The sequence below is a fragment of the Vibrio rarus genome (genome assembly GCF_024347075.1).
GTDB classification, from domain to species: domain Bacteria; phylum Pseudomonadota; class Gammaproteobacteria; order Enterobacterales; family Vibrionaceae; genus Vibrio; species Vibrio rarus.
Genome location: NZ_AP024900.1, coordinates 975,632 through 998,606, shown reverse-complemented (window position 1 = coordinate 998,606; position 22,975 = coordinate 975,632). Strand labels below are relative to the sequence as shown.

23 protein-coding genes are annotated in these 22,975 nt (G+C 42.9%); 10 read left to right on the top strand and 13 right to left on the bottom strand.

Annotation, left to right across the window (positions count from 1 at the left end):
- Nucleotides 1-71 precede the first annotated feature (71 nt).
- Nucleotides 72-848, top strand: a complete 777-nt coding sequence (locus tag OCU56_RS04745) for a peptidoglycan binding protein CsiV (RefSeq protein ID WP_261874387.1) — start codon at nt 72-74, stop codon at nt 846-848.
- A gap of 149 nt (nt 849-997) precedes the next feature.
- Here the strand turns inward: OCU56_RS04745 and OCU56_RS04740 are convergent, their stop codons facing one another.
- The 6 genes from OCU56_RS04740 to hinT all read right to left on the bottom strand — a co-directional run bounded on the left by OCU56_RS04740 (nt 998) and on the right by hinT (nt 6,168).
- Complete coding sequence (locus OCU56_RS04740) at nt 998-2,287, bottom strand: NAD(P)/FAD-dependent oxidoreductase (protein ID WP_261874386.1); 1,290 nt, start codon at nt 2,285-2,287, stop codon at nt 998-1,000.
- Between the two features lie 340 nt (nt 2,288-2,627).
- On the bottom strand, nt 2,628-3,167 hold the full coding sequence (gene ycfP, locus OCU56_RS04735) for an alpha/beta hydrolase YcfP (RefSeq protein WP_261874385.1): 540 nt from the start codon (nt 3,165-3,167) through the stop codon (nt 2,628-2,630).
- Between the two features lie 258 nt (nt 3,168-3,425).
- The gene (gene lpoB / locus OCU56_RS04730; protein WP_261874384.1) at nt 3,426-4,016 is read right to left on the bottom strand and encodes a penicillin-binding protein activator LpoB; all 591 of its coding nucleotides are present in this window, start codon (nt 4,014-4,016) and stop codon (nt 3,426-3,428) included.
- Nucleotides 4,017-4,025: 9 nt separating this feature from the next.
- Nucleotides 4,026-4,415 (bottom strand): YcfL family protein, encoded by a 390-nt coding sequence (locus OCU56_RS04725; RefSeq protein ID WP_261874383.1) that lies wholly within the window; start codon nt 4,413-4,415, stop codon nt 4,026-4,028.
- Entirely contained in the window at nt 4,415-5,818 is a 1,404-nt protein-coding gene (locus OCU56_RS04720; protein ID WP_261874382.1) for a COG3014 family protein, read from the bottom strand. Before OCU56_RS04720 ends, OCU56_RS04725 begins: the two co-directional genes overlap by 1 nt.
- Nucleotides 5,818-6,168: a purine nucleoside phosphoramidase gene (hinT, locus tag OCU56_RS04715; RefSeq protein WP_261874381.1), complete on the bottom strand. Its 351-nt coding sequence runs from the start codon at nt 6,166-6,168 to the stop codon at nt 5,818-5,820. Before hinT ends, OCU56_RS04720 begins: the two co-directional genes overlap by 1 nt.
- A gap of 221 nt (nt 6,169-6,389) precedes the next feature.
- On the opposite strand from hinT, the gene OCU56_RS04710 reads away from it, so the two are divergent.
- Nucleotides 6,390-7,550, top strand: a complete 1,161-nt coding sequence (locus tag OCU56_RS04710) for a DUF1887 family protein (RefSeq protein ID WP_261874380.1) — start codon at nt 6,390-6,392, stop codon at nt 7,548-7,550.
- Between the two features lie 317 nt (nt 7,551-7,867).
- Here the strand turns inward: OCU56_RS04710 and udp are convergent, their stop codons facing one another.
- On the bottom strand, nt 7,868-8,641 hold the full coding sequence (gene udp / locus OCU56_RS04705; RefSeq protein WP_261874379.1) for a uridine phosphorylase: 774 nt from the start codon (nt 8,639-8,641) through the stop codon (nt 7,868-7,870).
- 256 nt (nt 8,642-8,897) lie between these two features.
- Nucleotides 8,898-9,314 (bottom strand): CBS domain-containing protein, encoded by a 417-nt coding sequence (locus OCU56_RS04700; protein WP_261874378.1) that lies wholly within the window; start codon nt 9,312-9,314, stop codon nt 8,898-8,900.
- 331 nt (nt 9,315-9,645) lie between these two features.
- Between OCU56_RS04700 and OCU56_RS04695 the strand changes: the two genes are divergently transcribed.
- Nucleotides 9,646-10,857, top strand: a complete 1,212-nt coding sequence (locus OCU56_RS04695; protein ID WP_261874377.1) for an HlyD family secretion protein — start codon at nt 9,646-9,648, stop codon at nt 10,855-10,857.
- Nucleotides 10,847-11,902: a DUF2955 domain-containing protein gene (locus OCU56_RS04690; protein WP_261874376.1), complete on the top strand. Its 1,056-nt coding sequence runs from the start codon at nt 10,847-10,849 to the stop codon at nt 11,900-11,902. Before OCU56_RS04695 ends, OCU56_RS04690 begins: the two co-directional genes overlap by 11 nt.
- A 61-nt stretch (nt 11,903-11,963) precedes the next feature.
- On the opposite strand, the gene OCU56_RS04685 is transcribed toward OCU56_RS04690, so the two are convergent.
- Nucleotides 11,964-13,403: a M48 family metalloprotease gene (locus OCU56_RS04685; protein ID WP_261874375.1), complete on the bottom strand. Its 1,440-nt coding sequence runs from the start codon at nt 13,401-13,403 to the stop codon at nt 11,964-11,966.
- 221 nt (nt 13,404-13,624) lie between these two features.
- Here OCU56_RS04685 and OCU56_RS04680 point away from each other — a divergent pair, with 221 nt between their 5' ends.
- From OCU56_RS04680 to OCU56_RS04670, 3 genes are all read left to right on the top strand, one after another.
- Nucleotides 13,625-14,527 carry a 1,4-dihydroxy-2-naphthoyl-CoA synthase gene (locus tag OCU56_RS04680; protein ID WP_261874374.1) on the top strand — a complete coding sequence of 301 codons (903 nt, stop codon included), beginning with the start codon at nt 13,625-13,627 and terminating at the stop codon, nt 14,525-14,527.
- A gap of 228 nt (nt 14,528-14,755) precedes the next feature.
- On the top strand, nt 14,756-15,331 hold the full coding sequence (locus OCU56_RS04675) for a PepSY domain-containing protein (RefSeq protein WP_261874373.1): 576 nt from the start codon (nt 14,756-14,758) through the stop codon (nt 15,329-15,331).
- A 371-nt stretch (nt 15,332-15,702) separates the two neighbouring features.
- Nucleotides 15,703-16,884, top strand: coding sequence for a multidrug effflux MFS transporter (locus tag OCU56_RS04670; protein ID WP_261874372.1), 1,182 nt, complete (start codon nt 15,703-15,705; stop codon nt 16,882-16,884).
- Nucleotides 16,885-17,001: 117 nt separating this feature from the next.
- Here the strand turns inward: OCU56_RS04670 and OCU56_RS04665 are convergent, their stop codons facing one another.
- From OCU56_RS04665 to OCU56_RS04655, 3 genes are all read right to left on the bottom strand, one after another.
- Entirely contained in the window at nt 17,002-17,895 is an 894-nt protein-coding gene (locus OCU56_RS04665) for an acyltransferase (RefSeq protein WP_261874371.1), read from the bottom strand.
- 153 nt (nt 17,896-18,048) lie between these two features.
- Nucleotides 18,049-18,951 carry a LysR substrate-binding domain-containing protein gene (locus tag OCU56_RS04660; RefSeq protein WP_261874370.1) on the bottom strand — a complete coding sequence of 301 codons (903 nt, stop codon included), beginning with the start codon at nt 18,949-18,951 and terminating at the stop codon, nt 18,049-18,051.
- 142 nt (nt 18,952-19,093) lie between these two features.
- A complete protein-coding gene (locus OCU56_RS04655) occupies nt 19,094-19,240 on the bottom strand; it encodes a hypothetical protein (RefSeq protein ID WP_261874369.1) in 147 nt (48 codons plus the stop codon).
- Nucleotides 19,241-19,643: 403 nt separating this feature from the next.
- Here OCU56_RS04655 and OCU56_RS04650 point away from each other — a divergent pair, with 403 nt between their 5' ends.
- The 3 genes from OCU56_RS04650 to OCU56_RS04640 are packed head-to-tail and all read left to right on the top strand — an operon-like array spanning nt 19,644 to nt 22,159.
- Nucleotides 19,644-20,129: a TadE family protein gene (locus tag OCU56_RS04650; RefSeq protein ID WP_261874368.1), complete on the top strand. Its 486-nt coding sequence runs from the start codon at nt 19,644-19,646 to the stop codon at nt 20,127-20,129.
- Between the two features lie 13 nt (nt 20,130-20,142).
- Nucleotides 20,143-20,706, top strand: coding sequence for a TadE/TadG family type IV pilus assembly protein (locus OCU56_RS04645; protein ID WP_261874367.1), 564 nt, complete (start codon nt 20,143-20,145; stop codon nt 20,704-20,706).
- A 10-nt stretch (nt 20,707-20,716) separates the two neighbouring features.
- Complete coding sequence (locus OCU56_RS04640) at nt 20,717-22,159, top strand: vWA domain-containing protein (protein WP_261874366.1); 1,443 nt, start codon at nt 20,717-20,719, stop codon at nt 22,157-22,159.
- A 100-nt stretch (nt 22,160-22,259) separates the two neighbouring features.
- Here OCU56_RS04640 and OCU56_RS04635 read toward each other — a convergent pair whose 3' ends face one another.
- Complete coding sequence (locus tag OCU56_RS04635; protein WP_261874365.1) at nt 22,260-22,784, bottom strand: YgjV family protein; 525 nt, start codon at nt 22,782-22,784, stop codon at nt 22,260-22,262.
- Nucleotides 22,785-22,975: the final 191 nt, after the last annotated feature.

Below are 22,975 nucleotides of genomic sequence, written 5' to 3'. Positions count from 1 at the left end.
CTTGGCATCTAACAGTGTTAACCTCAAAGTATTCGTAAAGATAACGGCCTTTGATAAGCCATGGAGCCAAAATGAAAAAATTTATTCCTCTATTGATGATGCTGCTGCTGATTCCTACATTCGCACAAGCTCAAAAGAGAGAATTTGACATTGAAGTCCTAATTTTCAAGCGTTCAATTGATCCAGAAAAAACGGCTGAGTCTTGGCCTAATGAGTTGCAAAAAATTGATTTTTCCAGCTCGCAGCCTTTCAGCAATGCTCATTATCGTCATAAAAAAGGCGCGCAAATGCTCTCTTATGACCATTATAAACTGCTTAAAGAGCGTGACGTTCTCAAACGACACGCCGGCTTTGAAGTGCTGTTTCATAAGGCGTGGCGTCAAGTGGATCATAGTAAAGCCTATTCCCCTAAGTTCCACATTCAAGCAGGCAAAGACTTTTCAAAAACCTTTAATGCCGATGGTTCAAAGATCAGTGCAGACCACCCTGCCTCTAGCAAACATGCTCCTGTGTATGAGTTAGACGGTACTATTCAGGTTTACGTGCAGCACTATCTATTTGCAGAAACTCAGCTCAATTTACATGAGCCTAGCGTTCGCAGTATTACCTTTACCGAAAAGAGTCCTGATGAACTGAAACAAAGTGAAAACTTTGCCGTATTAGCGGATACGGAATCTGACAATGTCCAAGCAGGCAATCTACAGCAAGTATCACCGAAAAAAGTAGAAGAAACCTTTTTGAAAAGTTACCGCATGGATCAAAAGCGCCGTATGCGCAGTGGTGAAACGCACTACTTAGATAACCCATTAATGGGCATGATCATTCAAGTTCGAAAAGTCACCCATTAGACACCCATTAGACACCTAGATATTAGGTTCTTATATTAAAAAGGGGGAGATGGCATAGCCATCTCCCCCTTTTTAATAAGTCGTTGTTCTACATTCAAAACGGCAATGCCATTATCAAGTGTTTTAACAAACCTAGAATGATCCGTTAATTAGTGTAGCTTCAAGTTAGGACGCAATGCGCGGTTAATACGACCTACCAGCATCATCAAACCCGTTTTAATCACCCCATGTAGAGCCATTTGATGCATTCGATATAGCGAAATGTACACCACACGAGCAATACGCCCTTCGACCATCATAGAGCCTTTTGTTAGGTTGCCCATTAAGCTACCTACCGTTGAGAAGCGACTCAGTGATACTAAAGAGCCGTGGTCTTTGTATTCATAAGCAGTTAACGGTTTATTGTTCATCATGGCTAAAATATTGCGGTACGCATGACTGGACATTTGGTGTGCCGCTTGAGCGCGAGGTGGCACAAATTTACCGTCTTTTTGCGTGCACTGGGCTAAATCACCAATAACAAAGATGCTCTCATCACGGGTGGTTTGCAAAGTGTCCTGAACAACCAGTTGGTTAATACGGTTGGTCTCAAGACCGGCAATATCTTTAATAAAGTCAGGGGCTTTAATGCCTGCGGCCCAGACCATTATTTGCGCAGGGATCTTCTCACCATCTTTGGTGGTTAGGCCACTTTCATCCGCTAAGGTAACCATAGTCGCCGTGCGTACATTAACCCCTAATTTGGTCAGCTCTTGATGCGCCGCTTGTGAAATACGCGGTGGTAATGCAGGTAAAATACGCTCTCCAGCTTCTACTAAGCTCACGTTCAACTTACTAGAATCTAGATCGCCAAACCCATAGTTGCGTAGTTCTTTAACCGCATTATGAAGCTCAGCAGATAACTCAACACCAGTCGCCCCCGCCCCTACGATGGCAATATCTACCTGACCTTTAATCGGTTGTGCATGCAGTTTTAAAAATTGATTGTTCATTTCTTCGCGGAAACGATGCGCTTGTTCTGGGCTATCAAGGAAAATACAATTTTCACGTACCCCAGGGGTATTAAAGTCATTGGATGTAGAGCCGATGGCCATAACTAGGTAGTCGTACTCTAACTCTCGTGTTGGGATCAGCAGTTCGCCATGAGCATCTTTATGCTCATCTAAAATGATCACTTTACGTTCACGATCAATATCTTTTAGACTGCCCATTTGAAAATCAAAGCCATGGTTTTTCGCATGTGCGCGATAACTCAGCGCGTCCACACCAGCATCTAAAGAGCCAGTGGCCACTTCATGTAGCAGCGGTTTCCAAAGGTGACTCGTCTTGCGATCCACCAAAGTCACACTGGTATTCTTATTACGTCTGAACTTACGTCCCATCTTGGTTGCTAGTTCTAATCCACCAGCGCCGCCGCCTACGATAATGATACGTGCCATTTCAACACTCCTTGATACAAATAATAAATTTTGCTACAAACCCGCAAAGGCGAGTTTAAAAAAATAGGCTGAGTGAGGGATATAAACGACACTCTATGTTCACATTTTGCTTGAGGTGCTTGATGACACCTTTCATTTTTTATTGATCTAAATCAATTTATTTAATGGCATTATATCCAAATTGTCTTACTGAGCAACTAACAATGACAAAATAACCCTATTTATCATGTTGATATTGATTGCATGAATAAATATCAAACAAAAAGAAACCCCGAATGAATAGGAATCATCCGGGGTTTCTTTTTTGCTTAAAAGCGTCAACATTTACCACAAAGGCATGTTATTCATTTTTGAACGCTTTTATTGTTTGTAAGTGTTGCGAGATTTTTTTGAACTTATGCGATTCATGTTCATCCCAAATAATAGGGTAATAATCCTCAAGCACATCGCTGGTGACACTGTTGTCGTGAATGTCATCATGCTTAGATAAGATCACCATACAGCGGTCTTTATTTTTAATTCGATACTGTTCCACACACTTGGTGGCGATGTCTTCATACTCTTCAGGGCGATCGATCCGTCCTTGCATAGTGCGCTCTGGGTGCAAATTAGGGTTCAGCATTACCTGCTTAATGCCGCACAAAAATCCAATGCGCTCTGACCAGAATCCCCCTAGGCCTACCCCACAAATAATGGGATTGGGATCGTCTGAGGACTCCATCGCTTTATGCACTTCTTTTAAAAGGTGCGCCATATCATGCTTGGGATGCAAAGTGCTGTAGTTAATAAAACGGACATCATCATCAATGAATTGCAGTTGCATCACTTTCTCGTGGTTACCAGGACTTGTTGAATCAAAGCCGTGAAGATAGATAATCATGGAGCCTTCCTTGTCAATACTGGCAATCAGTGGTCAGGGTATTACCACCGTTATAATCATTATTACTCATTTAAATTTAACACGTATTTTATTAATTAGGCGCTGTACTATGACAATTGTTGCACGCATTTTTTGAGCCACTTCAAGTAATGAATAAAATATTGAGTATGATAGCCATCACATTAAGATCAAAAGCACAAATCGAACAAACAAAAAAGGCCAGTCACAATGACTGGCCTCGATACGCTAAGACTTAATTTACAGTCCTAATAAGCTTTTTGATTGTTGCTTACGAATTTCAGTTTCATCAGCCCACTCGATTAAACCGGTTTTCAGATCCATTAAACGCATGGTCATTTTGTAGTAAACGTCTTTATCACTGCCCGCTTCTTTCACTATGCTTGAAAGGTTGCCGTACAGCATGTACTGAGCGCCGACCATTTTACCAAACTGAATAGCACTGCTTTGATCGACCAATTGATCATTATTTTGGAATTGAAGCTGTTTACGTACAGACTCAACACGATCCATATCCACAAAACGGAACTTGCCAGAGTTGAGCATTTTCGTGCTCACAGAATCGGTAATAGACTCCGTATCAATATGTTCACTGGTTTTGTTTTTAATGCGCTCTACAAATACGATTGGACGCTGATCTTTGGTGATGGCCGCTACTGAGCCTGAAGTCAGCATGCTATCGACCATTTCTGCTGCAATCTTTTGTAGATCAGTGGAGCCAAAATCTACTGTGGTGGTTTCGACGGCTTGAGCATCACCGTAGTTCACTTTGTTAGAACAGCCACCAAGAATGACAGCTAAGCCTAGCAACGCAATTACACTTTTTTTCATCATATTTCCTTAGTTGTCCGATTCTCGGATTTGAACTCTAAATTGAGTGCCTTCTGGATTTATCGACACCTCTGAGAACGTTCTACTCTCAAAGCCGCGAATGATATCTTGTCGCCACGCTGAAGGTTTGCTATTGACTTCTAGCCCACTATCATCGTACCAATAGAATCGATATTGAATACGTAAATCCGCTTTATACTTGCTACTTACCGTAACTATGCCTCTGTTTCGGCCATTTTTCTCTACCGTTGCAATATCATCAACGATTAAGCGGCTTCCCAGAACATTATCACCAAAAAGGACTTTTTGGCTCTTTCCATCCACTCTTAGCCCTGCGGTGTTTTGAGCACACCCTGCTAAAAGCAACAGTGTAATAAACAGTAGCGCCAGTTTTTTCATTATTGAATCGCTCCCAATTGCTTATGCCATATTGTGACGTTATTACCTTGCCTAGATAGCCATACTAACGTTGTTTGGCCATCTTTTATGTCAAAGTTATACCTTTTACCTTCAACAAACACTTCATGAGACCCAGGTTTTAGTGTAGCACTTGAACTGTACACCTCTGCAGGAAGTGACTGCCAACTGCGTGTATCTGGTTGCTCGGTCAATGTATTGAAGACGTTAAACACTAGGTTTGTGACATCATCGCCATTGGCCGCTTGTCTGCGCAAATTGTCTTTTGTTACGACACGTAACACTTGGCGTAACAACATATTTGGCATCGCCTCTGACAGATGATTGCTGGCCATTAAGTTCACATCCACCAACTCATCACCATCAATGCCTTTACCGTCTAATTGCAATGCAGGAAAACGTTGCGGTGCATTATCGTCATAGTAAGGTAGCGCTACCGAATAGAGACCCATACCGCCCCCGCCGTCCACTGGGATCGTCAGTCGCCAATTATCCATCGCTTTCACTACGCCACGTTCATCGAGAATGATAACCCGTCCTGCCCCCTTAGGTATCGGCTGATAAGCACCGTATTGTTTGCTCAATAGCTTAAGATCTTGACGCATACCAAGACGAGTGGCGAGACGCAAAGTGCCTTCGATGACCTGTTTATTATCAGGGGCGACCGCTAGGGCCCGTTTATAATCCACATAAGCACTATTTACGTCCCCTTGTGTTTCATACAATAAGGCTGACAAATAGAAAAGATAGCCATTTTGCACCGCTTTCAGCTTATTACCCGCATCAGGATAGCGTGATAAGACACTGCCTAAATTAGGGCTGAGGCCACTTTTTTGCATATCAGATTGGGCTGACTGCAGCTCGGCTTCCCGTTGCCTCTTGGCTTTTTCTTGCACTTGATTGGCGCGGCGCATTTCCACCAACGCCCCTTCAAGGCTATTGCTATGAATATAATTGAGGCCCAGGTACAAGTGCAAAAAGCCCAGCTCATAATCTGCCGGGTGATAATTGGTTAAATTATCATTGACCGCTAACGCTCCAACACTGGTTGCCGTATCACTCACCGACACCACTGCTTGATCTTGCCAATCGCGAACCGCTTTATCACTCAATTCAAAAGAGGCTTTACTGGCAGGATAAGAAGAGGCCAATAAATGCACGCGGCCTTTTTCTAAATTATCGAGAATATCACCGGCTTGATAGTCCGGCAGTTTTTCTTCCGCACGGCTATAATCGCCCGATTGCACCGCTTGATACACGGATTCATTTTGCGCTGTATAGTGGCTGAACATGTTGCCAGCGGTCAACGATGAGCAAGCGGTCATCACCACACAGCCCAGCGCAATGACACATAAGCGGACGCTTGTATTGGTTGTTAATCTCATTATTCGACCAGCATAGGTCCAAGCGGTTTGCCACCCACTAAGTGCATGTGAATATGGTAAACCTCTTGCCCACCAAAAGAGTTACAGTTAACGATTAGACGATAACCATCCTCTGCGATACCTTCTTCTTTAGCCAGTTTCCCCGCGACAGTAAACATACGACCTAAAGCACGCTCATCCTCTTCGGTAGCGTCATTTACCGTGGCAATGACATGATTAGGTACGATTAAGATATGCGAAGGCGCACGCGGGTTAATGTCGCGAAAGGCCGTCACTAAATCATCTTGATAGATAAGATCGGTTTTGATTTCTTGGCGTATGATTTTGCTAAAAATAGTTTCTTCTGTCATGGGAGTCTCTGGCCTGTTCCATTGATATATCAAGATTGCATCATGACCTAGCTAAATGCAATCTTCCTCCATATTAAAAAATAAAGAAGGCATATCTAAAAATGAAAACTAATATTTGTGTAAGTAATTGTGGTTGATAGACATCCACTCTGTCTATAGAACTAATATATCATGTACATTCGTCTCAACGAATCCCACATGCGAACATAAAAGGACCCTTTATGCCAATTCAACTTGGTATTATCGATAAAGACCCCATCCGCTTGGTGACACCTTTACTCGATGATCGAGCCTCCTGTCGTCATACGATATTTATAGGAGACTCAACACAAAAGCCTATGTTTGACAAACTCAGCATAGTGCTGGATATGCGCGGGATAAAAAGTGAGTTTTTTGAAATTCCCAATGTATCTAACACCGCCATTATCAAACAAAAAATTCTCCAACTAGCCGAACGACTCAAAAGCTCAGGAGAAGAAGTAAAACTCAATGCAAGTTGTGGACTACGCCACCGTTTACTCTCCGTCTATGAAGTGGTTCGCAGCTATAAATGGCCCATTTTCGTTGTTGAACCTAATAGCGACAGTTTAAGTTGGTTATACCCTGATGGCTTGCAAGATGCTCAAGTACAAGATCGTATTACCATTGCCGATTATTTGACTATTTTTGGAGCTCAAGCCCAATTTCCCGATCCTAACGATGCTATCGCCATTGATAGTTCTCTGCTCAAGATCTGTGAAAAATGGGCAGGACATGCCTTAGAACTCGGACCGGGACTGGCCACTCTTAACTTTCTTGCCACTACATGTCGCAAAGAGCAAAAATTGGATGTGGGCTTATCAGAGAAACAGCAAGGCTATCGCGAGTTAAATATCTTGCTTCAAGATTTAGTGGACGCCGAGTTAGCCACCTACCTCGACGGCATATTAACCTTCCGCTCTGAGCAAGCAAGACGCTTTTCTAATGGCGAATGGCTAGAGTCTTATGTGCATACCCAAGTAAAATCGGTGCAAGAAGAGCTATTAACCATCCAAGACTGCTCTTTAAATGTTCAAGTCACCCGTAAAATCGGTGATAAAGAAGTGCGTAACGAACTGGACGTGGCTACCGTTGTCAATAATAAACTGTATATTATTGAGTGTAAGACGAAAGGCATGCGTGATGACGGAGACGACACTCTCTACAAACTCGAGTCTCTGCGTGATTTGCTCGGTGGATTGCAAGCTCGAGCCATGTTGGTGAGCTTTAGACCTTTGCGATATAACGATATCACTCGAGCGATGGACTTAGGCCTTGGTTTGATCGGCCCTGAAGAGCTCAAAGATCTAAGAACGCATCTGATGAAGTGGCTAAAAGATGCCGGTGGTTGCGCGCAAGTTTAATGAGCGATAACTCACTGTAAACAATGCTCAAAGCCTGATTATGATAATACCAATCGTACTAAATAACTGATCATTCTAGCTTGTTAAAATACTCGATAACTGCGTTAGAATTTTTGATTGTAGAATAACGACTTATCGAAAAATTCTGCCTTGTTTTCGAGCATTTTTCCTGCGCTATTTCTGAACACTTACTTAGTGTGATTGGTATAAAAAGTCCTGATGTAGCGCTGCAACATCAGGACTTTTTTTCTGTGATACCTATCATTAATGACTCTAATTAGCCAAATCGGCTAAGTGCATCAATAACAGACTCGCCATTAGGCGTCCGCCAAGACTTTTTTAGCTGCTTGCACCACAGTACGAATCGATAGCGCTTCAATGGCTTTCATTTGTGACTGATCGGGAATTTCTTGTTGGGTACGGTTAATAATCACCCCAGCCACACAACCGGCCCGCAATCCTGAACTGGCACACATGGTCAGTAAAGTCGCCGATTCCATTTCAAAATTCAACACTCCCATCTCTTGCCACTCTTGCATTGAACCTTGGAAACGTTTCACCACTCGGCCGCTAAAGGTATCGTAGCGCTCTTGTCCGGGATAGAAGGTATCGCTAGATGCCGTCACGCCCATATGCACTGTGGCTTGTTCGCTCACTGCCGCTTCTTTCATTGCCAAGGCAATCGTAAAATCGGACACTGCAGGAAACTCCATTGGCGCAAAGTGCAAACTGGCGCCATCTAATCGCACCGAAGCCGTTGTCACTATCATATCCCCAACATTAACATCAGGTTGAATCGCTCCCGTCGTACCCACACGCAAGAAGGTATTTACGCCAAGTTGCGCCAATTCCTCTACCGCTATAGAAGTGGATGGACCGCCAATACCCGTTGAGCACACCACCACACTCTGCCCTGCTAATTCAGCCAAATAAACAGTATATTCACGATGACTGGCCAAAAATTTCGGGTTTTCCATGCATTCCGCAATGCGCTGCACACGCTCAGGATCGCCGGGAATAATTGCCAAAGTGGCTCCTTGAAGATCACTCTTGTTTACACCTAGGTGAAATACCTTTTGTTCCGCTGTCATCAAAATACCTTTATTATCTAGCCAATATTAAGGGGTAACTGTAGACAATCTCAGCACGGTCCATTGTGAGGGCAATCACAACCCGTGATAGGCAAAATAAAGTGCTGACAAGGTTAAACGGTTGCCATCACACTTTGTATGTTATGTAACATGAGTACGCCTATTACTTTCAACGCTGTGATTTATACCTTTTCCTTATGCCAGAAAAAAACCTCGAATCATCGAGGTTTATAGGGATAAGATTTGCCATCGTTCACTAAATAGGATTTTTAAAGCAGAGGTCTATAGATGCCCCTACCGCCTTTAGCACATCACTACGTGAAATAATGCCCACCAATTTTTCACCATCAATCACAGGATACACTTTCGGTTTGCCTATTTTCATCATATCGGCCAATTCAATAATGGACGTTTCAGGCGTTACCGACAGCACTTCTTTGTACATACAATCACTGACAATATGCGTATCTTGACAGTGGTAACTCACTTTAATCAGTTTATCGAGTAAATCTTGCTCTGACAGAAAGCCCACGACATGTTCTTGCTCATCGATGACTGGGCCACCTACGTGCGCAGAATTCAATACTTTTTCCAATGCAGCAGACAACGACATTGTGGGGGTAAATGTGACTGCTTGATGGCTCATATAGTCTTTTACTTTTAATGACTGCATTTAGAACTCCTTTCGCTCTACGTCACTGTGTGTCCATTAAGTGTCGACTAATTTCCTCAAATTACTAAATTGTTTTTGCCTATTTCATCAATCGTTAATAGCAATGAAGGCATCTTGCTAGGGGTCATCATCGGCCAATGGGCGCTATTAACGTAGGTATGAACCCTAGCAATACAGGCATCAAATCGAAGTAAACCCCTGTAATCACGGCTAAATTTTAACGCGGTTGTCTCTATACAAGGCAAGTATAAACACATAAACTAAAACATATAACCAACAAACATTTAACATGCGCCAAATATAGCCACCTAAATGGATTTAAGGGGTAACGATGAGTAAAACCAACGATCATTCCAGCAGCGACAGTAAACCCATTGATAACGCTGACTTGGGGAACTCTGACTTAGAGAAGCGTGAACAAGATAAAACAGACAACCAAGCCACCTCTGAATCAGGCCACTCCCCTGCCCCCATTGAAGCTGTGCGCGATCCGGTTAAGACCATCACAGGCTATGTATTTCTCTTAGTCGGACTCATTTTCGTCTGGTACCTGTTTGCAGACCGTCATACCCCATGGACAGACCAAGCTCGAGTGCAAGCCTATGTCATACCTATCACTCCACAAATTTCTGGGAATATTTTGCAAGTGAATGTAGCGCAAAATGACGCCATAAAAAGAGGAGACTCCCTTTTTAGAATTGATCCGGTTGATTATCAATTGAGTGTGGATCTTGCCCAATCAGAAGTGGAAATGGCCGGTCAAGAAATTGGCGCAGGCATGGCCACGATTGTCACCGCTCAAGCAGGCTTAGTAGAAGCGCAAACCAACTTCGAACATGTGATGGTGCAAAGTGCGCGGGTGTTTGAGTTAGAACAACGAAAATTGTATTCAAAATCCGACGGCGACAAGGCTCGCGCCGCCATCAAACAAGCCAAATCACAAGTAAGAAGTGCTGAAGCAAATTTAGAAAAAGCCAAGCAATCATTGGGCCCAGAAGGGGAAGCGAACCCTAGAGTTCGCTCGGCAATGGCAAAATTAAAACAAGCACAATTAAACTTAAACCGTACAGAAGTGTTTGCTCCAACCACCGGAGGGATCACTAACTTACAAGTGGATGTGGGCCATTACGCCAATGCGGGAACCCCTATCATGACCTTTATTGATGCCGACGATATTTGGATAGAGGCCAACCTAAAAGAGAACAACCTAGCCAATTTAAAGGTGGGGGATGCGGTGGATATTTCTTTAGATATTGCACCTGGCACACTCTATAAAGGGAGCGTACGCAGTATTGGGTTTGCTGTCGCTAGTGGCTCTAACAATGCCATTGGCGGGCTCGTCACTGTAAAATCCAGCACAGGCTGGCTACGTGAGCCACAGCGTTTTCCCGTCATAATCTCTTTTGATGAGCCCATTCCCAACGGCTTGCGTCGTGTGGGAGGGCAAGCCGATGTGCAGTTTTATACCAGTGATAATGTCATTTTAAATGGCATCGCCAACGTTTATATTCGTCTTTTAAGTTGGCTCTCTTATGTTTACTAAGCCAACACAGTACTTCAGTTTAAAGAACCTATTATGCGACGGGACTAGGGTAAGACAATTACGCTTTGCCGTCGGCGTATCGGCCTCTGCGGCACTGGCTTACACCTTCAACTGGCCTTTGTCCTTTTTATTTCCAATTTTCAGCACACTATTGCTATCTATGCCCATCGGACAAATGAACCCAAAGCAACTTATTGATGCTCTGTTTAATACTGTAAAAGGGTTTTGCTTTGGCTTGGTGTTCTCTGTGGTGCTCATCAAGTTTCCCGTGATCTTCTTGATGTTAATGTTTCTGTCACTGTTTTATATTTATTATTATCTAAACCGTGGCGGTTCATTTTGGCTCACATTGATGATGATGTTATCCATATTAATTTTACCTATGCTCACTTCCATGTCTGAAGGGTTAGCCATCGGCTTTTCTCTCGGTTTTGTTGGCTCGGCATGGGCTGCGCTACTCTTTGTCTTTGTGATGTACTACTTCATTCCAGACAAGGAGCTAACCCCCTTCCCCGATAGCGCCTCTTTTAGCAAGGTGTATTCACCTATTGCCGCTCAACTGGCGTTCAAAAGTACTTTAGTTGTCTTTCCTATTGTCGCGTTTTGCATTATCTACGCGCGCATTGATCTTCTGCTTACCATGATATTTGCCGCGCTATTTACGTTAAAACCGGAATTGAGCGCCGGTAAACAAGCGGGGATAAATTCCCTCATCTCAACCATGTTAGGTGGCGTGATTGCCTTTGCCTTTTATTGGGGGTTGGTGGCAGTGCCATTGTTTCAGTTTTTTATCATTTTATTGTTCGGCATCACCCTGTATGTAGGGAGAAACATATTTTCATCCAACCCTAGAGGAAAATATTACAGCTCAGCCATGACCTGCATTATCGTATTGATTAATGGCAATATGGGTGCGGATTCTGACTTTATAAGCGCGCTTATCTCTCGAATATTGTTCATTTCTCTAGCGGTACTGTACATTATCCTTGCTTTACGAGTGGTGGATGCCTTTATCTTCAATAAAAACAACCCGCACTCCCTTTAGCATCCTCGCAAGTTTTGCGCCGTGTGGCTAAAACCTGCACAGTGACCGCTTAGCAACGAAGTTATTGTTGGAATGGCACTTCGATAATCACTTTTACTTTTTTGTCTTGGCTCAGTTTTTGCGTCTCATCCAGAGCATTCATTAACGCCAAAAATTCAAGGGATCCTTGGTTGTGATGCTCTTGCGCCAGTTCTGCCAGTGTCTCGTTTTGCTTGGTTTCAACGACAGCCAGTTGCAACTGGGTAAACGAGGCTAACTCGTCATCAGTCATAGGGCGAAATGAATGGGCGCTGGCGTCCACTAGTGTTTTTTTCTCCTCGGTACTGATAGTCACAATTTGATAGGTATCAATACCTAAATTCACCCATCCTCGCGTCATATAACTGGTACCCTTTTTGTCTTTATTGGTCAAGGTCACACTATAAATGGACTGCCCCCAATCAAGGGCGTCTTCATCCACATTAAGATCTACCGAGTAACGACGCTTTAAATCGTTTTTAAAGCGTTGAGCATGTTGCTGGGCGCTAAATTCATTGGTCGCAAGAGTGAGCACTACTGCGGCATCTTCCGAGCTATCAATGGTGGCGACCACAGTAGAGTAATTCACTTTTTTCCACTTATCGGGAAACTCAATCACAAACTTCATCTCTGGTTGTAAAAAGGTGTGATCCTTAAATAGCCCTTTGCCAGGGTTCTCTCCAATCAGCAACCCCTCAACTTGAGAGACAAAATCTTTATGAATCGGCGCGATATTTGCTACCGTGAGATCCTTTGACTCCTCAGTGACATCGGCCACACGATCCGCTGTATATGGGTGCGAATCAAAGTAGCTTCTCTTTGTCTTATGTTCTGTTTTTAGCTCAACCGCTGCGTTCAGTCGGCTCAAAATTGTGTTCATCGCTAACGGGTCATAACCGGCTTTCGCCGCTAACTGAATCCCTAATCTATCCGCATCACTTTCATGACTGCGACTGTAACCGGCCATCAATAAACTATTGCCAGTAGTGATAGGGGCATTAATGAGGTTTCCAAGATCTTCATTAATTACGCCACCTACGATATTACCGGGGATTTCTACAATACTAGGTAGCACGTTAGAGCGCATTTGCTTAACCGAGTGACGCTCGGTGACATGGATAATTTCATGAGCCATAACACAAGCCAGTTCATCTTCATTATTTACGAGCCCCAATAAACCACGGGATATGAAAATATACCCGCCGGGTAAGGCAAAGGCGTTCGGGTTCGGATCGTCTAAGATTTTGAATTGAAATTCGAATTGAGGGTTGTCGATATGGCTAACTAAACGAGCGCCTATTTGCTGTACATAGGCTTCTAAAGAGTGGGTATCGTACACTCCCATTTGCAACTCAACCGCTGTAGCACTTTCTGCTCCCACTTTTTTATCGTAATCGGTGCTAACGCTGCAGCCGCTGATGCTCAATACGATACTCAACACTATGAGCGAACGTGTGGCATTTTTATTTGCAATAAACTTCATATCATCCTTGTTAATAAGTTGTTGCATATAAATCCATCATAGCAAAACTTTCTATTTTATAGAGCGCTTAATTACTCAATAACAAAAATATTGGTTATTCCCTCTGCAACTTGTGTAAAAAAAAAGCGTAACTGACAAATAGATCAAACAAATCAGCAACTAATGTTGACTGATAACCTGCAAATTCCTAGCCTAAAAGAAACATCGAATGAGAATCATCAATGACTGATAGCAATCAAGAAATATTTAATCCTCAACTATGGGACAAAGTCCCAGGTTTTGATTTCGAAGACATTACTTATCACAGAAGCAAAACCCAAGGCACCGTGCGTATCGCCTTTGATCGTCCTGACTGTCTCAATGCTTTTCGACCTAAAACCGTCGATGAGCTGTACACGGCACTGGACCACGCTCGTCAATGGTCTGATGTTGGCTGTGTACTCATCACAGGTAATGGTCCATCAAAGAAAGGACAATGGTCATTTTCATCCGGTGGCGATCAGCGCATTCGCGGTAAAGACGGTTATAAGTACGAAGGTGACGGGGATAATGTCGCTGACGTGGCTCGTATGGGCCGTTTGCACATACTTGAAGTGCAACGCCTAATTCGCTTTATGCCAAAAGTGGTCATTGCTGTGGTACCCGGCTGGGCGGCAGGTGGCGGGCATAGTTTACATGTGGTGTGTGATCTTACCCTTGCTTCAAAAGAGCACGCCGTGTTCAAGCAAACTGACCCAGATGTCGCTTCGTTCGATTCCGGTTATGGCTCCGCATATTTAGCTAAAATGATTGGCCAAAAACGCGCACGAGAGATCTTCTTCTGTGGTTTTGATTACAGTGCCCAAGACGCCTTTGAAATGGGCATGGTCAATAAAGTAGTCATGCACAGTGAGTTAGAAAACGAAGCACTGCGCTGGGCAAAAGAGATTAACAGTAAGTCACCAACGGCCATGCGCATGTTAAAATATGGCTTTAATTTACCTGACGATGGATTGGTGGGACAACAACTGTTTGCCGGTGAAGCCACTCGTCTTGCCTATGCCAGTGAAGAAGCACAAGAAGGCAGAGATGCCTTTTTAGAAAAGCGAGCTAAGGATTTCTCTAAATTCCCTTGGCACTATTAACCTTCCTTCATCGATGATGAGGATAGGCACTTGTTTATCCTCTTTATCAACCATTTACCTCGGCAGAGTGTCGTAAGTACCATGAAAAAATACCGAGCAACAACGATAGTGAAACACACAAACAGGCGCGGGTTATTAATATGCACCCTCGCCTATGGGTTGTTATTTTCTGTAACTCATGTTGCTGCCCATTATTATTCATTACATTGTTAACCTAGGAGCACCAAAGTGACACGATTAAAAACACGTTTAATTACCACCTTGCTCACCATGGCTGTTGTGCCATTTGTACATGCAAATGACCAACAAGAAGCGGCACTGAGCCTCATGGCTCTCAATTCAGGCTCTGCTAATCTTGTTAACTTAGCACCGAAAGTACAGCATATTAGCAAAGGTGTGGTCACTGAGTTAGAGCTGGATACCCAAAAAAACAATAGCATGGCTTATGAGTTTAACGTTGTCGATATGCCTAATGATAAACAACATAAAATACGTTATTCGGTTTCGCAGGGGGACTTGCTAAAACATACATCAGAAAGCCTGACTACCTTAGGTTTCAGTGAACTCGATAAAGAAGATCAACACGCCGTTTTGCAGGTCACCCAAGCCAATTTCGATCTTTTATCAACCCTGATTAAACTAGAAAGCAAATACTCAGCAAAAGTGTTAGAAGCTGAGCTTGATAGCAAAAAAGGGATCGTTTTTTATGAGGTTGAATTAGCCAACTCAACTCAAGGTTTACAAAAACTGCTCATTAACGTCGCCAACGGTGAAGAGATCCCCGTGGTGAACCGCAAACATTAATACCCTGCAAAGCCACATTTGCTCATGCGCAAACAGCATAACACCATTACCCACACCGGCATCATTTGAAGCCGGTGTCATATCATTCTCGTCAGTAACACCACAGCCTAATTGTTAAAACATTTAGCCACATTAGACAGATCAAGATACGGTTGTTCTTAAAGGGGTTTCTGCACTATTTCTCAGCACTTACTTCGATTAGTATTAAAATTAGCTTACACCTTTCATAAGCAAAATCCTGAGCAAAAATAAGACAAGCTTGGTATAATCGGTTCACTTTCCTTGGTTCTGTTTCCTTGGCTCACTTTCTTCAATGTGCGTGCCGGCCCCAGCGCCAACACTCAGCAAACCTGTACACCCAGCGGACAATCATGACTCAGCTATTTCGTAAAAAACCCATCTTTCTCGCCTGTGTCATCATCAGTATTGGGCAATTGAGTATGGGGTTAGTGTTCCCTTCTCTACCATGGATAGCAAAAGACTTTGCTATTACCTTAGATCAAGCGCAATTATTAGTGAGTGTCTACTTACTCGGTTTCGGTCCATCGCAGTTTATTTACGGCCCTATCTCCGATTCCCTTGGACGCAAGAAAGTGCTACTAACCGGCCTATTAATTGCCATGCTAGGGCTCATTTTCATTATTATGTTTTCTGACTCATTCTCTGCTATGGTTTTTGGCCGCTTCTTACAAGGCTTAGGAACCGGTTGTTGCGCAGTACTCGCACGCGCCTCTACCCGAGACAGTTATACTGGAGCGCAACTTCCCACTGCACTCTCCTATATCGCTATGGCAGCATCCTTAACGCCCTTAGTCGCTCCTGTCATAGGGGGGTTTATAAACCACTATTTTGGCTGGGGAATGGTGTTTATCTCACTGCTTTGCTATGTCGCTGTGGCTTGGTTAGTACTCATGATGAATTGCAATGAAACCATGTTGCACAAGAAAAAACTGCCCTCAGTTAGCAATACGTTTAACCAATACAAAGCCCTACTCGGTTCTAAATACTTTATGAGCTTTGCCTCTATTTCTTGGTTCAACTTTAGCCTAGTGGTCACTACGGTTTCTTTAATGCCATTCATTATGCAAAATCAGATAGGCATGAGTTCTGATCAATATGCATTATGGGCACTGATACCTACAGCGGGTATGTTAATAGGCTCCACCCTTTGTAACCGCTTAAGACCTATCATTGGCATTAAAAAAACCATGATTATCACGCCATTTATCCAACTTATTGGGGCATTTTGGCTTATGTTTTGTCCAGTGAAACCATTGTGGTTAATGGTTGGACAACTGTTTCTGGTCTTTGGTAATGGTTTGGCGTTACCTTGCGCTCAGGCTATGGTGATGCAACCTTATAGCAAGCAAGCTGGTGCGGCGGCGGCTATGTCAGGGGGAGGACAAATGATTTTATCATCATTGGTGAGCATGAGTTTGATGGCGATGGGGTTAAGTCAAGCGTGGCAGTTGGGATGTGTTATTGCCGTATTTGCTTTAATTACTTACAGCAATATCCTGCGTGGTTTCCGTTGTGAAGTACCTCAGCACTGACATCTCGTGACTGAATATGTGTTATCGGCGCAAACCAGCTAATAACACATATTCCTAGTGAGAACATTGGTAGTGATGCTTCTAGGCACTCACTCCAGACCATTCTCTACGCCATAATTAACAGTTTTTCGTAGTGGAATAAATGCCTTTCAGGTATTCGTCTTTTTCTTGCCAAACTGAATTTAACCAGCGATGGAAGCCACGTTTAAACACCTTATCATTGAAATAATCCCCACTGAGATTTTCATCTATTTCATGCAGTTTAATATTAACGACCACTTTGGTCAGTTTGCCTTTTAATAGATCATTAAATGGGTCTTGGCGATTTTCTGGGTAAGCTAAAGTGATGTCCACAACACCATCTAGCAACTCGTTCATGGCATTGAGTGTAAATGCCACACCACCGGTCTTGGGTTTTAATAAATGCTGATAAGGGGTTTTGGCGCTGGCAATTTTTTCTTGGCTACCACGGGTTCCTTCAGCAAAACTGACCATAGTGGTAGGAACACGTCGGAATTTTTCGCACGCTTTATTGATCGCCTTAAAGTCATCATTACGACGTTCAGGGTGGCGAACTAAAAATTCATGAGAGTGACGGCGCATAAAGGGCATATCTAAGCCCCAGCAGGACAAACCAACAAAAGGAACATACAGTAAGCTGTGTTTTAATAAAAATTTACTCATTGGGATTTTATCTTTCATTACCGAAGATAAAATCACAATATCGGCCCAGCTTAAATGGTTCGATATAACTAAATACCATTGCTCTTTAGAGAGGCCCTCACCCCCCTCAATTTGCCAATCAATCTTATTATTGACGTTCAATAACCACAGATTGATCGTGGCCCACAACCACATTTGCTTATTTGCCAATTTACTCATGGAGACTTTCACTCCTGAAAATGGCAGAACTAATTTGATAATAGCCAAGATACTGACCACTAAGGATGTGAAAGCGGTGTTTAACATGACCAAGAAAATATTCATGATCATCTGAAGATTTTTAAGCATTTGCTGGGTCTCTAACAATTGGAAGCGTAATCATATATCAGAATTGCCAGCAGATTAATCGCAAAAACACATTTTCTTAATTGAAAATCGTGTAGATGCACACTTCGTCATCAAACACAGGGTAATGGCCAGCGAGTTGTCTCCCTGTACCCATTAATTTTTACGCGATTGTTTGTTATTGGCATGCATACTTTGCGTCATTTGTACAAATGCTTGTATATGCTCAAGTTCTTTATCAGCGACACGTACACAGGCATACAAGTGACGTTTGATACCCTCACCAAGAGGACGAGTGGCAATAAGCTCTTGGTTCTCAAAAGTACGAACCGCCCACTCAGGTAATGCAGCAACGCCAAAGCCGCCGGATACCATTTGCAGTAATGTGGAGGTATTATCGACTTTTTTCCACTTTAATGGCTCACAGTTGTTGGGTTTTAAAAATAAATTGTAGACATCCATACGCCGCTTATCTACGGGATAAGAAAGCAGTACTTCACTAGCAAGATCTTGCGGTTCTATTACATTTTGACCCGTTAAACGGTGATCGCTACTCATCACCAATTGCAGATCATAACTAAATAACGGCAGAAAATGTAAATCCCCTCTTAGCTCAACATCAGAAGTGATCATCACATCAATTTCACCCGCCAGTAATCGCTCCAACGGATGCTGATGAAAGCCAGATTCAAGATCGACATCAAGTTCAGAGTAAACCTGTTGAAATTGTTTAATGGTTGGCAGTAGCCATTGAAAACAAGAATGGCAATCTATGGCTAAGGTAAAACGGGAACAAGAGTCCTGTTGACCGAGCTGTTGTTCCACAGCTAAGATTTGTGGCAATACCGTATTGGCCAATTGAATAACCAAATGCCCTTGTGCGGTAAACTGGATAGGTTTGGTTTTACGATAAAATAACGGTCCACCAATCCTCACCTCTAGCTCTTTTAACTGATGAGAGATCGCCGATTGAGTAATGTGTAAATTTTCAGCGCAAGCAGAAATTGAACCAAACTTTGCCAGCCCTTGTAATGTTCTTAAATGTTTCAGTTCTAACATTATTCACCCTGATTTATCACTAGCGCATTAATATACGCTCCCCCCAGTGATGTGTAAACGTCTAGACGGCTAAATAAGCAACCATCAGACCGAGTGACTACTTTATAAATCAGGGCGGTGAATGTTAACTGAAACCGAACCTTTAAAGTGTTGAGTAAACCACCATGGCACACCAAGCGCTTAACAGGACAAAAAAGATCAGAAACTTAGGCATCGTGGCTTTGCTCTGCTCTTTTTTTATCACTTGCCAATCCATAGGCGTTATGACTTTAGACTTTATCGCATTCATGGTACTTCTCCTTTACCCACAAAAAAAACAGTAGATTGTTTTACAATAGAACAGCATGTAAAGAATGGAAGCATTGCTTTGTAAAAACGCTAGCTTCGGCAACATTTATTTCAAAAAAATAGAACTATTCGTACTTTTAAAACCATTAATTAACCCTTGGGCATAAATAATACAAAATATTATATGAAACGGCATTCTTATAAGTCTTTGTATTCATACAGTAATCCATACACCTAAAAAAATGGACCAAAAATCCACTCACCACGCAGTTGTGATTGGTCGTTTTTTGTACTATTCCTACTCTAGATATTGTTTTGTAATGGGCAAATTTAATGGAAATGAGTCACTGTTTTTACTGCCTGTTATTCAATATCCAAAGGAGCGATCCAAAGGAGAGTGGGTAATGGCTTATTTACGGAGATACAAAACACAGAAAACACAGTTCGGCGTCGCCTTAGTTGAATTTGCTATTGTCGCTTCTCTTCTTTTTGCTTTGCTGTTTACCATCGTCGATTTTGCCCTATTTGGTTACGTAAAATTAACGATGCAACATGCGGTACGTGAAGGTGCACGCTATGTCATTACTGGACGCGTAGACCTAGACCCTGATGAAGACGAAGATGGTAATCAAGAAAGGGCCAAAGCCATTTTGCAAAAAATTGATCAATCCTCTGACGGACTGCTATCAAAAGTCCTCGTCAACGACGGCATCAAAGTCAGCTCCAATGGCACTTATATTAACGATGGTTCTTTTGGTGCCTCAGGAGAAGCCATTGTTCTAGAAATTGCCTGTGAATGGCCAACGGTCAGTCCGATTATTTATCCAATATTGAGTAATGGTAAATATCAATTCACAGTAAAAACCGCCATGAAAAACGAAGCGTTTTAAATAAGGGAATAGGATGCACAAACAAAGCAATACCCGATACAGCGCAGGACTTGCATCGGTGGAGATGACATTAGTGGTGCCCATCTTATTGATTATAATGGTTGGGATTTTTGAGTTAACTCAAGTTATTCAAGCCAATAATATTATTATCAGTATTAGCCGTGAAGGTGCCAACCTCATCTCTCGAAACAGCACCCAAACCCCCGAACAAGTCATGGACACTATCGCCTCCACCTCCGATCCCTTGCAACTAGGCACTGATGGAATGATTTACATTAATCTTGTCGTAGGCAAAGGCACTGATAGCAACGGTATGCCACAGCCTCCAGTACTTAATAGCCAGTATAGATGGACCAATCATGGCTATAACGCAACGAGCTCAACATGGGGAAGTTGTACCCAATGGCAAAACGATGGTCAATGTGACCTAGCTAGTAGCCCAGAGCTCAGCAATTTTCCTTTAGCATTAGATGAGGATGAATCTGTCTATGTGGTTGAAGTCATCTACAGGTATTCACCCATTTCTACCTTAATCTTTGATAAAGACTTCACCATCAAAGAGATCACCTATTTATAAGGAGTTCATAATGGATATGACTCGACACTATACAAAAGGAGCTCATCAAAAAGGACTGGCGGTGTTGTTAACTGTTGTCTCTTTACCCTTCTTACTCATAATGGCTGGACTCGCTATTGACTCTGGTCGAGCCTATAGCATGCAAGCCAAACTGTTTGCTGCAGTGGATGCCGCTGGGATTGCGGCCGCTCGGGCCGTATCATCAGGAGAGACTGCAGCTACCGCGGCAGCGCAAAAATATTTTGATGTCAATATCTCTTCTGCCCTGAAATCCAGTAACCCTGTCATGTCGGCTCCCGTCTTTTCTGAAGTTGATGGCAACATTGCCGTAAATATTTCTGCCACCGCCAGTATGCCCACCTCCTTTATCAGCTTGCTAGGTTTTGATAGTTGGGGCATTGGCGCAAAAGCACAAACCATCCGCCGTCCTGTGGATGTCGTGCTGGTGGTAGATAACAGCAGTTCATTACAAGGGACTGGTACTGTTGGCGGACAGGATGTCACCAGTTCGGTCATCGCTCGATCTAAATCATTTCTTTCAAACTTTAATACCGAGTTTGATCGGGTGGCAGTCGTAAAATATGCTAACGGCGCAGAAGTCCCTGTACCATTTAATCAATCATCACGAGGTTACAGCTCATCGGCTGTAAATGGGGCGATTAATAACTTCTCATTTAAAACTGGCAGCAATTACCATTACACCAATACCTCTGAAGGCTTTCATAAGGGATTACAGCAAATTACTTCTGCGTCCGATCCCGCACCTTTACAGGTCATTGTCTTTTTTACCGATGGTACGCCAACAGCCATGACCGCTGAGTTTGATGTTGAAGATAATAGCGGAAATACCTCTGCAAAAGTCGGTGCGATTTACGCCAGCGGTACCAATTCAGGCAATGGTTATGGTTTATGGAACCCTAACAAAATCTCTGAACAGCTCACTAATGCTTATTATGGCAAAGATATTAATGACCATTTGACTATGACTGATACCGACACTAACGGTAGCGAAAGGGGGGATATAGGATTATTTAAAGACAGCAATAACGTGACTTATCGTCGTGCGTTAACTCCCTTTTCACCGGGAGATTCAAGTAATACATTATGGAGGAATATACAACAAGCATCCAGAACCTTACCTGAGCAAATGGCAGCCAGCGCCCGTCAACAAGGTATCTATGTGTTCACTTTAGGGCTAGGGTCTGCCTTACAAGAAACCTCTGGACTCACTGTGTCCCATCCCGATCCTAGTAATTCCTCTACCGCCAAAGAAAAAGGGGAATACTTGCTGTATAGAATGGCCAATGACCCTGCCATGCAAAACATCGACTGGTTAGCAACAGAGTATCGGCCCGATGAACAGCAAGGGGTGTATTGCTATGCGGAAACTGAAGACGATCTAGGCCCTTGTTTTGACAAAATGCTCGATGTCATCATTAGGCTGACCCTGTAATCGCAATACAGTAACCGAAGACAAATAGCCAATAAGCGCGTCAGTGACGTCATAACTTAGTGATGCGCTTATTGGCAACACATGAATTTACAGTACGTCACTATCCCTGCTCATTTTGGGTACTCAGCGCTTTACCATCAAGGTACAAGCGATAAATGGTAAAAAGATTAAAGCAAATCAACGTCACCTCTAACAAGGTGCCACCGATTGATCCTACAATAATGTTATTGGTTAACCAGCACGCCGCCCCAAACAAAAAGCCACAACGCATGGCAATGCCTTTTAATAGAAAAACAGAATAGGTACCAATGGCACTTCCTAAAATAGGCCATACATCCAACCAACTGTCTGCCAATAAGTAACCCAATACTGCGGATAAAAAAATGAAAATGTAAGCCACATATTTAGACGAGGTAAATATCGCGGCTGTGGTTCTTGAGGCTGACAATACCGAACTTAACGCCGACATAAGTGAGCCAAGCATCAAGTAATGGACCATATGGTTGACGTTAAATATCGCCATCATGATTTTCAGCCGCTTATCATCTTTTTGATAGAAGGTTGAAACACCTATAGCAAAACTGACAAATCCAAGAACTTGCCCCCAAAAATGAAGCTCTGACATACCTTGATCCCGTTAGTTGCTCTTTATAGCGATAATACCAATCGTACTAAATAACTGGTCATTCTAGCTTGTTAAAACACTCGATAACTGCGTTAGAATTTTTGATTGTAGAATAACGACTTATCGAAAAATTCCGCCTTGTTTTCGAGCATTTTTCCTGCACTATTTCTGATCACTTACTTAGTGTGATT